The following is a 13,808-nucleotide window of genomic DNA, read 5'->3' as shown; positions in this document are numbered from 1 at the left end:
GCTTTAGTATCTATTCATGCCCAAAATTGAAGCAAGCACCATTGAAAAGTACCAAAGCCTCCTCGAGAAAGATCCGAATTCTCAGGTTTTTGCTCCGCTGGCCGAGGCTTATCGCGAAATGGGAATGCTGCAGGAAGCCCGCAAAACCGTGACTGCAGGCGTTCAACGCCACCCGCAATTTGTCGGCGGCTTGGTCACTTACGCCAAGGTGATGCGTGATTTGGGAGAGCTTTCCAAAGCTCTGGAGACGCTGAAAAAAGCCACCTCCCTGTCCTCGGAAAACATTCTGGCGCACCAGTTGATGGCCGAAGTTCATCTGGCACAAAAGAATCCGAAGGAAGCTTTGAAGTCCTTTAAAATGGTTTTGTTCCTGAATCCAAATTCCAAAAGCGCCCAGAAAGCGGTGCAAAAACTGGAATCCCTGACGGCGGATGAATACGACGAAGACGTCTTTGCCATGACCAAACTGCCGGAAGTGAATCTGGAATCACCAGCAACCTCCGAGCGCACCCCGGATTTTGGCATCGAAGAGGTGGTCATCCGCCCGGCTCCGATCACCACGAACAAGGCTTTGGAGCGCATGCTTTCCCTGATTGATGCCTTTATTGTGCGCAACGATCTGGAAAAAGCCCATGCCCTTTTGAAAGACACCCGCGTGGAATTCGGCGACCATCCCGAGATCCAAAGACGCATGAAAACCCTTCAGGTCCGCTATAACGACACTGATGAGGCCATCCCCCTAAAACCGATCCAACCCCGTGAGAAGTTGATCCGCGAACGGAAGCTGGAAGTCCTTGAGATGATGCTTCGCAAAATAGAAGACTACCGCGCCCAAGGTTGACCTCTGACGCCCGTTTAGGACATTATAGCCCTTCCTTGATTTATCTTATTTAGGAAGGATTTTACAATGTACGAAACGTCGGACTTTAGAAAAGGTCTAAAAATCATGCTTGAGGGCAAGCCTTACGTGATCGTGGATTTCCAACACGTTAAACCAGGTAAAGGCAATCAGTTCACCCGCACCAAGCTAAGAAACATGCTGACGGGTCAGAACCTTGAATCCACTTTCAAATCCGGTGAAAAATTTGAAGTTCCAAACGTAGAAAACAAAGAGATGTCTTTCTTGTACAAGGACGACACGGGCTACAACTTCATGTCTCAGGAGACATTCGAGCAGATCGCTATGTCTGAAGACGACCTGGGCGAAGCAAAGTACTACCTGACTGAAAACCTGAAAGTTGTCATCTTGTTCTACAACGAAAAAGCCGTTGCTTGTGACGTGCCAAAAGCTGTGAACCTGACTGTGGCACAAACAGACCCAGGTATCAAAGGTGACCGTGTGACTGGCGCTACCAAGCCAGCGACGATGGAAACCGGCCTGACTGTAGGCGTTCCTTTGCACATCAATGAAGGCGATGTTCTTCGTATTGACACCTCCACAGGTGAGTACGTAGAGCGCGTCAGCCAAAAGTAATTAACGCCTAGTATTAAGTCTCCGCAACCACTGAATTTTATCGCAAAATAATGAGATAAAGTTTCAGATGAATTGCGGAGGCTTTTTTCTTGTCCACATATGTTGAGTTAGAAATCCAGAATTTACTCAATCAAGGCTCAGATCAAACTGTCGATCTGGCTGAAGTGGCATCCCGTCTTGTCTCCAGTATCGAATCTTCTCCGGATCATTTTACTCTTGATAACATCACGGCGCTTTCTCGTTTTCTGATTCAGTCCGGAAACGAACTGGTGCTGGTGGAATTTGTTCTGCGCCATCTTGAAAATGAATCCTTCCCGATTCCCTGGCCGTACTTCCTGGAGGCCCTGAGCGCTTTCAACGAAGAGCTGGATGAAAAATCCGTGCGCGCCCTGATTGACGGCATCGAGGAAGACGGCGCCCAGGAGGAAGCATCCCGCTCCCTGGCTTTGCGCCAGTCCATTCAAACTCTGGGAGAGTGGCGCAGCAACCGCAAATACAAAATTCACAAAGACTATCTGAACAACAAACGTCTGCTGCTGGATCAGCTGATCACTTTGCGCACGCAGCAGTTGTATGAACAGGAAAAATCCCTGCTGGCTCGTCTGCAAAAACTTTATCCCGGCGACAGCGACATCCGCCGCGAAGTGAATGAACACAAGCAGCGTTATGCCCTGGAAATTCTTTCCCGTCGCACGCCGCGCTCGCGGGGCGTAAAGACAGAGGATTTTTCGCCGAAAGATCCGGAAACGGAACAGGCACTGCAAGTGCTGATGCAAAGTATGCATGAACACGCGGAAGCCGATCCTTCCATGGCTTTTGATTTCGCCATTGCCGCTTACATGCTGGAAAGCTATGAAGACGCGCTGTCATTACTGTCCTTCAGTGATGAAACCGATGCCCTGATCTGGTTCCGCCTGGAGGTTCTGCTGAAGTGCCGCCGTTTTGTCGAGTTGCTGACAGATCTCGCCAAAGTCGAAGTCGTCTTTGCCCACGAACCGGAAACTTTTTTTGCCACGGCATATCTGCGTGCCCAGGCCCTGTGGGGACTTGGCCAAAAACACACCGCCGTTGAAGTGATGGAAGGATTGCTGGCGGCCCGTCCGCACTACCGTGCGGCCAGCGCACTGCTCAGCATCTGGGGTGGCCAGTGAGAAGGGCCTTTTGGATTTTACTGACGCCACTGGCGTGCTTTCTGGTTTTATGGGCGGTGGGATCGACTTATCTTGCGCCGAAACTTGAAACCTGGACGCTGAATAAAATCCACAGCTATTCCGACGAAAACCTTCCCGTCAGCATTCGCGCCAAAAAATTGTCATTAAGATTCCTGCGCCCGTCGGTGGCCATGGAAGGGATTGAAATTCGCGGCAAAGGCGAACTGGCTGAATCCCTGCCTTTGATTGAAATCGGCAGTGTGCGCGCCTTCGTCGATGTGTTTCACCTTTTGGGTGGCCGCCTGACTTTGTCAGCAGTGGTGGCGGAATCCCCGCGCGCGCAAATCAATATCGATCCGTTCCTGAAAGATGACTCCCCGGCCAAAGAACTTCCGATGGATGAAGTCTTTGCCCTGCTGGAAAAGCTGCCTCTGCAGCGCGTGTTCCTGCAAAACATTCTGGTGAATGTGTCCTCAAAGCAATTGAAGCTGAATGTCGATGTTGAAAGCGGCGACCTGCTTTTAACCAACATGGGAAAAAATCTGACAGCAAAAGCCAACATCCCGTCCCTGCAAGTTAAGCTGGGTCGTGTCGGTGATTTTGCGGGATCTTTGGACACGCATCTTTATCTGACCCGTCAGTCGCTGAAAATCATTCAACTGGGCGTGCGCCTGGGGGAATCTGAAATCCTGACTCGCGGGGAACTGACCCACTTTTCCAAAATCGCAATCAAACCTTCCGGCGTTCTGGATCTAAGTGCAAAGGTCAACCTGACTGACATCTACAATGAAATGAAGCGTCTGCGCCCGGACATCAAGCTGCCGGTGATCAACGGCGAACTGGTCACCGAAATGGATGCCAAGTTCAACGGCCTTGATGACGTCAAAGCTTCCGCCGACATCAACACCCGCTCCGTCACTTTGGGAAAACTGGAACTGGGCGATGCGCGCATTCAGGGTGAATACCAAAACGGCGTCATCAGTCTTTCTGAAATGCAGGTCAACCACCCGGCCGGTGAAGCGACTTTGACCAAGTCCCAACTGGAGCTGGACGGCAATTACGGCTTTAAGTCCCTGGTCACAGTTCACAGCCTGGATCTGTACAAACTTTTCCAAAGCCTGGATCTGGCGAACATCCCGGTGGGCATCGGGCTTGAGGGTGAACTGCCATGTGAAGGCCGCATCCGTCCGACTTTCCAGGTGACTTGCACAAATGCCTCCATCACGGGCAAAGACCTGTGGGTGAAAACCGACCTGAAACCCAAAAAAAAACCTTTGGTGAATATCGACAGCATGAAAGCCAAAGGTCAGTTCCAGGTCACCACCCAAAGCGTGACCTATGCGGCAATTCTGAACGTCGGCAGCAGCCAGGGCACCACGGATGGGGTGATTGATTTCGAAAAAGGCTTTAAGATCAATTTCAAGACGGACAAGCTGGATCTTAAAAACATCCGCAATCTGGCAAACTTGAAGATGGTCGGATCCACCAGTATCTCGGGTTCCACTTCGGGGGATTCTGACGCCGCGATCTTCGACATGAAGCTGAATGCGCGCAACTTTGTCTTCGAAGACTTTGCGCTGGGAAATCTGATTTCTGACCTGAAGTACCGCAAAGGCCATCTGATCTTTGAAGACATTGCCGGTGCCATCAACAAAACCCAGTACCTGGGCGATCTGAATGTGAACCTGAATAACGAAACCCTGAGCGGCGATTTCAGCGTGCCGACTGCCGACATTGCTGATGTGGCCCAGGTGTTCGAGCCGATCTATAAGCTGCCAATTCAGGTTCAGGGCGTGGGCGCTGCCAAAGCCCATGTGGAAGGTCCGCTGAATTTCTGGAAGCTGAATTACAAGCTTGAATCAGCATTCAAGAACGTCTTCATTGGTCTGGAAAACTTCGACTCGCTTCAATTCAATGCTTCCGCGAATCAGGGAAACATCAAAGCTGACAAAGTTGTTTTACAAAGAGCCAATTCCACCGTCACCCTGCAAGGGGGCATTTCTTCCGACAAGATCATGAATCTTTATGCGGATGGAAAAAACTGGCGTTTGGAAGAATCCGACATCATCAGCAAAATCAATTCCAATATCACCGGCAACCTGAATTTTGCCGCTGAACTGAAAGAATCCGTCACCCAGCCGCAGATTCTTTTGAAAGGCGCAATCACCGACACCCTGTTTGAAGATCAGGAAATTCCAAATTCAAACCTGATCCTGAAAATCAACCGCCAGAGCTTCGGCGGTCAGATGACCCTGTTCGGAAACAAAGTCAAAGCCGATTTCCAACTGCCGATCGCCAACAGCCGCACGCCACTGGTGATGAAGGTTAATACCAACAACTGGAATTATTCCACCCTGCTCGGCCTGATCGGTGGAGCGAATCTGGCCAACGAGTATGATTCCGCACTGACCTCAACTGTGGACCTAAGATCTGACAGCGGCGAACTGTTTAAAGCCACGGGCAAAATTCACATCGACACATTCACCTTAAAGCGCGGACCTCTCAGTTTTGCGAATAACGGCCCCATCGACATCACCATGGATCACGGAGTGGCCAGTATCCGGAACTTCACCCTGCAAGGTCCGAACAATCTGATCCAGATCCGCGGCACCAACTTCACGGCGGAAAATCTGAACGTGGGTGTGACCGCCAACGCGGATCTTCGCCTGCTGCAGATCTTCACCCCGTTCCTGGAAGACATGGGGGGACCGATTCATCTTTCCACGAATGTTTCAGGTTCTGTTCTAAAACCTGAAATCCTGGGGAACGCCAACGCCAAAGACACCTTTGTGAAAATCAAAGGGTTCCCGCATCCGCTGGAAAAGGTTTCTGCGGAAGTGGTGTTCTCGCAAAGCCGTATTTTGATTAATTCCATCAACGGCCAGATTGCCGGTGGAACTTTGACTGGTGACGGCGGCATTCAGATCAACGGGATCAAAGACATTCCCACCACCATCCGTGCGCGCTTAGAAGGTGTCACCTTCAATGTGCCGGATAAAGTGCGCAGCAGCGGCAGTGCGGATTTGCTGTTCTCGGGCCGCTGGTTCCCGTTCACTCTTTCCGGAACCTATCATGTGACCAGCGCCATGGTCGAAAAAGAATTCACCGAAGATGCCGGCGGTGTTACGGGTGTTCGTCAAAGCCTGTACCTGCCAAAGCTTCTGCGCGAAGGCCAGTTTGAAGCCATTCTGCTGGATCTGCAGATTCTGCTCAGCCGTAATATCGTGATCAAAAACTCTTTGATTGATGGTTCAGTCACGGGGCAGTTGCAGGTCAAGGGGCCTCCGACCAATCCGGTTCTGCTGGGTAAGATCAACATGGAAAGACGTTCCAAGATCATCTTTAAAGACAAAGTCTTTGATGTTCAAAGCGGTATGATTGACTTCAACGATCCGGATGAGATCAATCCGAATCTGTACATTTCAGCCGTGTCCCGCATTAACGAATACGACATCACCCTGCTGGCCCAAGGGCCTTCCAAGAATCTGACAATTCACTTAAACAGCGTTCCGCCGCTGTCAGAGCAGGACATTATCTCTTTGATCGCCTTGGGCGTCACATCCTCGGCAATGGATCAGAACCTGCAGTCCCGTCAGCAGGCTGAACAACTGGGTGTTGAAATCGGTGGCGCTGTTTTGGCAAAACCAATCAACAAGCAGCTCGAAAGCACCCTGGGCCTGAACCTGGCCGTGACGTCCCAGTACGATTCCACCCGCAATATCTCAGTTCCTAAAATCACTTTAAGCCGCCGCCTTTCAGAAAAAATGAAAGTGTCCGGCAGCCGCCCCGTGGGTGATACGCAGTCTTATGACATCAAACTTGAATACTTCCTGAACAGCAACATCACGGCCATCGGTTCATTTGAAACCCGTGGTTCTGAGGAAAGCACCAACGTGCAGTCCACGCAGCAGGAATCCCAAAGCATCTTCGGTCTGGATCTGGAATTCAAAAGGGAGTTTAAATGATCTGCACACCCCTTTTGAAACCCGCATTGATTTTGGCTCTGTCCCTGGGACTTCCCGCGTGGGCGGCGAAAAAAAATCTGAACTATTCCACGCTGCCACAGGAACTGCAGCAGGATCTGGAAAAAAGATTTCCGGATGCCCGCAAAGAACGCCTGAGCCAGGATCAGGTCGACGAAATCCTGCGCTTTATGCAGCAAAAACCCCAGTTGCAACGCCTGCGGGTTTTTGATGATGGCAATGGCAGCCCTTGGCGTCTGGACTTCCAACTGACCCGTCGTATTTCCCAGGTTCAGATTGACGGCAACAAAACCATGTCCTCTTCAGAAGCTGAAAACCTGTTCGGCGTGAAGACGGATGACGTCTTTGACCAGCAGACCCTGATCGAAGGCGGAGAAAAACTGCGCCAGGCTTATCGCGACATCGGTTTTTACAATGCGGTGATTGATATCGAAATGCCGCCGGAAAGCCCGGAGTCGGTTTCGATTCTGGTGCGGGTGAATGAAAACAAAAGAACCCGCGTTCACAATATCGTGCTGCAAAGCCCGAACGAGGATCTGAACAAGCGCCTGATGAAAGAGATCGACGGCGCCCTGAATGATCCCTACACCGATGCGACCCTTTCCAAGATTCAAAAAGACGCCCGCGAGTTTTTGACCAAGAACCGCTACATCCGTGCCGATCTGGTGGGACCGACGGCGGACTTTAACTCGGACGAATCCCAGGTGACTTTAACCTACCGTCTGGAAAAAACGGAAAAGTACAACTTTGACTATCAGGGTGTGCGTTTCCTGGCGATCCGTGGAATCGAAAACGCGCTGGATCTGGACAATTACTATTCTGCCAGCCCGTCAGTCAGTGCCGAACTGGCCGCGAAGATTCGCAGCTATTACCTGTCCAAGGGTTACGCCCGCGCCGAAGTCAAAGCGGATGAATCAGAGCTGCGCAACTTCCAGCGCAAGGTGACCTTCCACATTGAGGAAGGCCCGCAGGTGAAAGTGCAAAAGTACAACCTGACCGGACGCTATAGCAAAAAAGACAGCTATTATATCAACTTCATCGAAGAGCACAGTTCGGCCATCGTAGACAGCGGTTATTACAACAAGGACGACATCGACGCCGGCCTGAAAAATTTGATTCTGGAATTGCAGAACAATGGTTACCTGCAGGCCAAGATTCTTTCCACGCGCACGCAGTACAACAAAGAACGTGACGCCGTCACGATTTACATCAATCTGGATGAAGGCCCGCTGACCGTGGTGGAATCTGTCACCTTCACCGGCAATCAGGCCTTCACCCCGGAAGAGCTTTTGAAGGTCACCCGCCTGCGCCCGGGGCCGCTGAAACTGGGCCAGATTGAAGAGGCCGTGGCCCGTTTGAAAAATCATTACCGCGAGCAGGGCTATATCGAAATGCTGCTGCTGAACGAGCGCGCGGATCTGGTGACCTATGATGAAACCAACACCAAGGCCACTTTAAATTTCAAAATCTTTGAAGGGCCCCAGGTTCGTGTGGCTTCGATCATTCTGGAAGGCAACACCTTCACTTCCGATTACGTGATTCACAAGGAACTTGAATTCGACAAAGGCGACCTGCTGACACCTTCCAATTTGGAAGAATCCGTCGCACGTCTGCAAAGAACCGGATTCTTTGGTTCCGTGGAAATCCGCACACTGGAAGAAAAAACCAACGTCGCCAACCGCACCGTGCTGGTGAAAGTGACCGAACGCGATCCGGGCGTCTTTACTCTGGGAGCCGGCGCCACCAACGAAAGAACCCTGACTTTGCGCGGATACACCGGGATTGCCTATCGCAACCTGTGGGGCACCGGCCGCGGGATTTCCCTGCGTCTGGAAGGGAACTACAACGTGGCTGACATCAAGTATCTGGAAAGCCGCGTGGTCCTTGGATACCTTGAACCTTACATCTTTGATTCGCGCGTGCGCGGCCGTATCAACGTCACCCGCTCCAGTACCGTGACTGATTACGATATCAAGCAGGTGTCGGATGTGCGTTCGACCACTTACTCTCTGGAAAAAGACTTCACTTCACGCATTCTGGGAATCTGGGATCTGTGGTCTTTGGCGACCATCCGTGACTTCGGTTTGGATGATTCTTACCCGTACGATACGCTGGAACAAAACATCGCCACCACCGGCCCGCAGTTGGATCTGGATTTCCGCGACAACCCGTTCAACCCGACTCGCGGGACGTTCACGCGCTGGAACGCGGAATACTCAACTCCGGAAATCGGCAGCAGCCCGACGATTGAATACTGGCGCTCGACTTTAAGTTTCACCCACTATTGGACCGTGGGGCATCTGTCCAAGCAACCGGTCGTCTGGGCCAATCAGGTGCGCGGCGGTTATTTGAAAAATCTTAGCAAGGACGGCGGCGTGCCTTGGGACAAAAAGGGCTTCACACTGGGTGGTCAATCCACCGTGCGTGGCTATGAAGCCGGAACTCAAGAGGTCTTCCCGAACCGTCAGGATCTGGGCCTCAGTGACACCGATCCGACTTACTATCTGACGACGGATTCCACCATGTATCTGATCAAATCCGAAGTGCGCTTCCCGGTTTGGGAAAGTCTGGGCGGGGCTGTGTTCTACGACGGCGGATCGGTAAAAATCACGGACCTTCATTTCACCGACCCTTACCGTGATTCCACCGGATTTGGCATACGCTACAACACCCCGGTCGGGCCGTTAAGTCTTGAGTGGGCGTGGAAACTGGATGCGCGCCCAGGTGAAGAGCCATGGCGCTTCCACCTGTCTATCGGGACCTTCTAAAATTTAAATCTTAAATTGTGAAATCAGCCAGATCCCAGACACAGTCTTCGATGGCAATCAGTCCTTCGACTTTGCCGTCCTTGATCAGAGGCTCCAGATACAGACGGGTCATATACATCTGCAGACGCTCCAGGGACACACGTTCCTGGATCTTGTGAACCTCGGTGATGATCACCGGCTGATTCAAACGACCGGATAAAACGTAATTGGCCTGTTCCAGAATACGCATCGTCACTTCTTCAGCGCGGGAATACAGATGAGGCCAACTGCGACAGAAGATGTCTTCGACGGTGTAGCTGCAAAATTCAAAGAAATTGAACGAACGGAAAAACTGGGTGTGCTTGTGAGAATAAAACTCAACAATACGCCCTTCCTTATTCACCAGTTGTTCCATGCCCTCTTGGCTGATTTTATACCCATAGTAGTCCAAGGCCGTTTTTACCAGGAATGACATGTCCTTGATACGACGGCCTTGGCGGTGCACCGAGCGGCAGATTTCCAGATACTGATTCATCAGATCCGTCGCCTGCGCCTGCTCGGATTCGTTCAACTGTTGAAAGTAAGGCAAAGTGTCCTGGGAATAAGGACGAACGGACCACCCCTCCTGCTCCAGCATAGAAGACAGCTCTTCACAGAGAAGTTTGAATTTTTGAAGATGCCCTGGGGTTGCCACACTCATGATGCACTTAAACAAAAAGAGCCCCCAAAGGAGCTCTTCGATAATCAAGTTTCAAAAAACCTGTAGCTTAGCGAGCTTTGCTGCTGGCAAACTTGCGGCGAAGATCCTGAGTCACTTCATGGATTGTCGCGTTCAATGTCACTTCGAAAAGATCATCAGCAGAAACTTTGTAAAGTTCGCCCAGTCTTTTCAGCGCGTTGATTGGAGGATGAGAAACACCACGCTCCCAGTTGGAAATGAACTGCGGAGTGGAGTAGCCCAATTTATCCGCAACGTCTCTTTGAGAAAGACCTGCCGATACACGTTTTTGCTTCAAAAAATCAGCTAACATATTTTTTTGTCTCATGTGTTTTCCACCTAATGATGAATTTATTTATACACATCATGACGAGTGTGACAAGCCCTTTGCATTCAAAAAGCTTTCAAAATATTCTCATCCAGATAAATACATTATAGCTTATTTGACATTATAGCTTATTTGATCTAAATTACTTCCTGTTTTTTTGCAATTTCTAATCTTTTCCGTGTTTGAGATGTGAGCCATTTCTTGTTTTACAGCAGAAAAGATTGAAGGATATGAGCATGGCAAACATTAACAACGCCCCTTGGACAGAGAACTTCCACATTACAAGTCTATTAGTTAATCCCTTAGGACGCTTGGGATTGTACGGGTTGCTGAACCTGTTACAGGAAACCGCATGGATCCATGCCGAGAAAATGGGCTTTGGCATGCAGGATATGGAACAACAAGGACTGTTCTGGGTTCTGACCCGCCAAAGCCTGCAGATGAAGACCTGGCCCCGCTTTGGGGAAAACATCCAGATTCAAACCTGGCTGCGGGCTCCGGAAGGTGCTTTCGTGGCCCGGGAATTTGCAATTCTCACCCAGTCGGGGGAAGAAATCGGCTTGTGTTCCACAAGTTGGCTGGCTTTGGATCGCCAGAGCAAAAAGATCCTGCCCGCAGAAACCCTGCGCCCGTGGGATCAGATCGCTCATGCCCGTTCCACGGGAATCACGCCGGAAAAAATCCCGGTGACCGGCACTTACGAAAAAATCGCCAAGTACCGTGTGCGCAACTCCGATCTGGACATCAACCAGCATGTGAATAACACCAAGTACGCCCAGTGGATTCTGGATGCCATTCCTTATGATCTGCATAAAAGCCTGAAGCTGAACACCTACTCCGTCAATTTCCTGGCGGAAACCCACCTGGGTGATGAAGTCGAAGTCCACCGCAACTGCTCCAGCCCCGATGTGCAGTTGGCGACCCACGGTGAAAGCGCCTACAAGGGCCTGCGTGTGGGAGATGAAAAAGTCCTTTTCACCGCCGTACTGGGATGGGAGAAACGCAAATGAGATCTTTGACTCCATTCACCAAAACACCTCTGACCAACACCTTGCAGGTGCAAGGCGCGGTCACCCCGCTTTCCGACAGCCGCCTGCTGGTGGAATTTAAGATCAGTGGCGCGACCGACGCCATCAAGTGGCCCGAGTCCTCCAGTTCAGAGCGCCGTGAAGACGGACTTTGGAAACACACCTGCCTGGAGGTGTTTTTGGGAAATGGTGCGACACCAGAATCTGCGTATCTGGAGATCAACTGTGCGCCGAACGGCCACTGGAATGCTTATTCCTTTAGCAGCTATCGCAAAGACATGGCCCCGGCGGCCGACACCCGTGTTCGCCTGCAACCACGAAATTCTGAGGACGCCGAGGCGCGTTTTCAGATTGAAATCGACAGCCGCAAGCCCTTGGAGTTCACCTGCCTGGGACTGACGGCCGTGATCGAGTTCGTCGACGGTACCTTAAGTTACTGGTCCCTGTTCCATCCCGGACCGCAGGCCGACTTCCATAATAAAGCCGGCTGGACCGCCCTTTCGACGCATTGAGCGAACCGCCCGTTCCCCGTGGTCATTCTTGACCCTTTCTGGAGCCCAAGATAGCTTGGGCTGTTTCATTTTCTTAATCCAGAAAGGACCCATTCATGAAGAAACATACAGTTCGTGTGTACCCATCTAAAGAAAAGTTGGATCGCAAAGACCAACTGGCTTGGAAAATTGCAGAAATCGCAACTGACAATGCCCCTATCAAAGCTGACGTCACTGACATGGTTATCAACCGTATCATCGACAATGCTTCCGTAGCTATCGCAGCTGCCAACCGCCGTCCGGTGGCTTCTGCTCGTGCTATGGCGATTGCTCACCCGCGCAACGGTGGTGCAACTGTCTTCGGTATGCCGAACGACCAGAAATTTGACTGTGAATGGGCGACTTGGGCCAACGGAACTGCAGTTCGTGAGTTGGACTACCATGACACTTATCTTGCCGCGGACTATTCTCACCCTGCTGACAACATCCCTGCTATTTTGGCAGTGGCTCAGCAAATGGGTAAAAACGGTAAAGAGCTTCTAAAAGGTATCGTGACTGGTTACGAAGTTCACGTGGACCTGGTTAAAGCCATCTGCCTTCACAAACACAAAAAAGATCATATCGCTCACTTGTGCCCAGCGACGGCAGCAGGTATCGGCACACTTTTGTCTTTGCCGACAGAAACTGTCTTCCAAGCGGTTCAACAAGCGGTTCACGTGTCCTTCACGACTCGTCAGTCCCGTAAAGGTGAAATCTCTTCCTGGAAAGCTTACGCTCCGGCACATGCTGGTAAACTGGCTGTAGAAGCCGTGGACCGTGTTATGCGTGGCGAAGGCGCTCCATCTCCGATCTATGAAGGTGAAGACTCTGTTATCGCTTACATGCTTGATGGCAAAGACGGTAAATACGAAGTTCCACTTCCAGAAGTGGGCGAAGAAAAACGCGCGATCCTAGAGACCTACACTAAAGAGCACTCTGCAGAGTATCAGTCCCAGGCGTTGATCGATTTGGCTCGCAAAATGAAGCCAATGATCAAAAACTTCGACGACATCCAGTCCATCGTGATCCACACGTCCCACCACACTCACTACGTGATTGGTACTGGCGCAAACGATCCACAAAAAATGGATCCAAATGCATCCCGCGAAACTCTGGATCACTCTATCATGTACATCTTCGCTGTGGCGTTGCAGGACGGCACTTGGCACCACGTTAATTCCTACGCTCCAGAGCGTGCGAAACGTGCTGACACTGTGGCTTTGTGGCACAAAATCTCCACCGTTGAAGACAAACAATGGACTGCTTGGTACCACGAGACAGATCCAGACAAAAAACGCTTCGGTGGCCGCGTAGAAATCACCATGAAAGACGGTTCCAAAATCGTTGATGAGCTTGGCGTAGCTGATGCTCACCCGGCGGGCGCTCGTCCGTTCAAACGTGCTGACTACATCCGCAAGTTCGACATTCTGACTGAAGGTATCATCACCAAAGCAGAACGCGATCGTTTCATCGGCTTGGTTGAAAATCTGGAAAACCTGACTGCAGAACAAGTTCAGCAGTTGAACGTTCAGATCCCAATCGAAAAGCTTGTGAACAACAAACGCGACAACAAAGGGATCTTCTAGAACGAAGGTCCGCTTGAAGGGAGTGGGAAGCTGTCCTTTACGGGACACGGCTTCCTGCCTCGCTGGGGCCGGGCGTTCGCCCGGTTCGCGCTTCCTGCGCCCCCAGAGGTCCCTCCAAGTACAGTTTCCCACTCCCTTCAAGCTCATCGCTCTATAAGTTCAATTTGTTGACGCTTATACTTGAGCACTACTTGAAATGGACTGTGATAAGATGACTGCTGAACCGGTTACTGCCAACGTTAACAAGCGATGCCGGGCATTGA

General features: G+C 51.1%; 10 protein-coding genes. 8 read left to right on the top strand and 2 right to left on the bottom strand.

What is annotated here, in order from left to right; translation table 11 throughout:
• Nucleotides 1–16 precede the first annotated feature (16 nt).
• The 5 genes from B9G79_RS06815 (at nt 17) to B9G79_RS06795 (ending at nt 9,376) form a co-directional block, all read left to right on the top strand.
• Complete coding sequence (locus B9G79_RS06815) at nt 17–841, top strand: tetratricopeptide repeat protein (protein ID WP_088564853.1); 825 nt, start codon at nt 17–19, stop codon at nt 839–841.
• 66 nt (nt 842–907) lie between these two features.
• A complete protein-coding gene (gene efp, locus B9G79_RS06810) occupies nt 908–1,474 on the top strand; it encodes an elongation factor P (protein ID WP_088564852.1) in 567 nt (188 codons plus the stop codon).
• An 89-nt stretch (nt 1,475–1,563) separates the two neighbouring features.
• Nucleotides 1,564–2,625, top strand: a complete 1,062-nt coding sequence (locus B9G79_RS06805; protein ID WP_088564851.1) for a hypothetical protein — start codon at nt 1,564–1,566, stop codon at nt 2,623–2,625.
• Entirely contained in the window at nt 2,622–6,590 is a 3,969-nt protein-coding gene (locus tag B9G79_RS06800) for a translocation/assembly module TamB domain-containing protein (protein WP_088564850.1), read from the top strand. The genes B9G79_RS06805 and B9G79_RS06800 overlap by 4 nt, the downstream gene beginning before the upstream one ends.
• Nucleotides 6,587–9,376: an outer membrane protein assembly factor gene (locus tag B9G79_RS06795; RefSeq protein ID WP_088564849.1), complete on the top strand. Its 2,790-nt coding sequence runs from the start codon at nt 6,587–6,589 to the stop codon at nt 9,374–9,376. Before B9G79_RS06800 ends, B9G79_RS06795 begins: the two co-directional genes overlap by 4 nt.
• Nucleotides 9,377–9,386: 10 nt before the next feature.
• Here the strand turns inward: B9G79_RS06795 and B9G79_RS06790 are convergent, their stop codons facing one another.
• Together B9G79_RS06790 and B9G79_RS06785 are read right to left on the bottom strand one after the other, a co-directional pair.
• Complete coding sequence (locus tag B9G79_RS06790; protein ID WP_232469236.1) at nt 9,387–10,070, bottom strand: hypothetical protein; 684 nt, start codon at nt 10,068–10,070, stop codon at nt 9,387–9,389.
• 52 nt (nt 10,071–10,122) lie between these two features.
• On the bottom strand, nt 10,123–10,386 hold the full coding sequence (locus tag B9G79_RS06785; RefSeq protein WP_038451964.1) for a helix-turn-helix domain-containing protein: 264 nt from the start codon (nt 10,384–10,386) through the stop codon (nt 10,123–10,125).
• Between the two features lie 251 nt (nt 10,387–10,637).
• Here B9G79_RS06785 and B9G79_RS06780 point away from each other — a divergent pair, with 251 nt between their 5' ends.
• The 3 genes from B9G79_RS06780 (at nt 10,638) to B9G79_RS06770 (ending at nt 13,545) form a co-directional block, all read left to right on the top strand.
• On the top strand, nt 10,638–11,411 hold the full coding sequence (locus B9G79_RS06780) for an acyl-[acyl-carrier-protein] thioesterase (RefSeq protein ID WP_088564847.1): 774 nt from the start codon (nt 10,638–10,640) through the stop codon (nt 11,409–11,411).
• Complete coding sequence (locus tag B9G79_RS06775; RefSeq protein WP_088564846.1) at nt 11,408–11,941, top strand: DOMON-like domain-containing protein; 534 nt, start codon at nt 11,408–11,410, stop codon at nt 11,939–11,941. Before B9G79_RS06780 ends, B9G79_RS06775 begins: the two co-directional genes overlap by 4 nt.
• 95 nt (nt 11,942–12,036) lie before the next feature.
• Complete coding sequence (locus tag B9G79_RS06770) at nt 12,037–13,545, top strand: MmgE/PrpD family protein (protein WP_088564845.1); 1,509 nt, start codon at nt 12,037–12,039, stop codon at nt 13,543–13,545.
• The last annotated feature ends 263 nt before the right edge of the window (nt 13,546–13,808 follow it).

The sequence above is a fragment of the Bdellovibrio bacteriovorus genome (assembly GCF_002208115.1).
Classification (GTDB): domain Bacteria; phylum Bdellovibrionota; class Bdellovibrionia; order Bdellovibrionales; family Bdellovibrionaceae; genus Bdellovibrio; species Bdellovibrio bacteriovorus_C.
This window is presented reverse-complemented; position numbering and strand designations above follow the sequence as displayed.

Bases quoted from the DNA above. Each gene is read 5' to 3' on its own strand.
- B9G79_RS06815 (WP_088564853.1), top strand. From the start codon at position 17: ATGCCCAAAATTGAAGCAAGCACCATTGAAAAGTACCAAAGCCTCCTC.
- efp (WP_088564852.1), top strand. From the start codon at position 908: ATGTACGAAACGTCGGACTTTAGAAAAGGTCTAAAAATCATGCTTGAG.
- B9G79_RS06795 (WP_088564849.1), top strand. From the start codon at position 6,587: ATGATCTGCACACCCCTTTTGAAACCCGCATTGATTTTGGCTCTGTCC.
- B9G79_RS06785 (WP_038451964.1), bottom strand. From the start codon at position 10,386: ATGTTAGCTGATTTTTTGAAGCAAAAACGTGTATCGGCAGGTCTTTCT.
- B9G79_RS06780 (WP_088564847.1), top strand. From the start codon at position 10,638: ATGGCAAACATTAACAACGCCCCTTGGACAGAGAACTTCCACATTACA.
- B9G79_RS06775 (WP_088564846.1), top strand. From the start codon at position 11,408: ATGAGATCTTTGACTCCATTCACCAAAACACCTCTGACCAACACCTTG.
- B9G79_RS06770 (WP_088564845.1), top strand. From the start codon at position 12,037: ATGAAGAAACATACAGTTCGTGTGTACCCATCTAAAGAAAAGTTGGAT.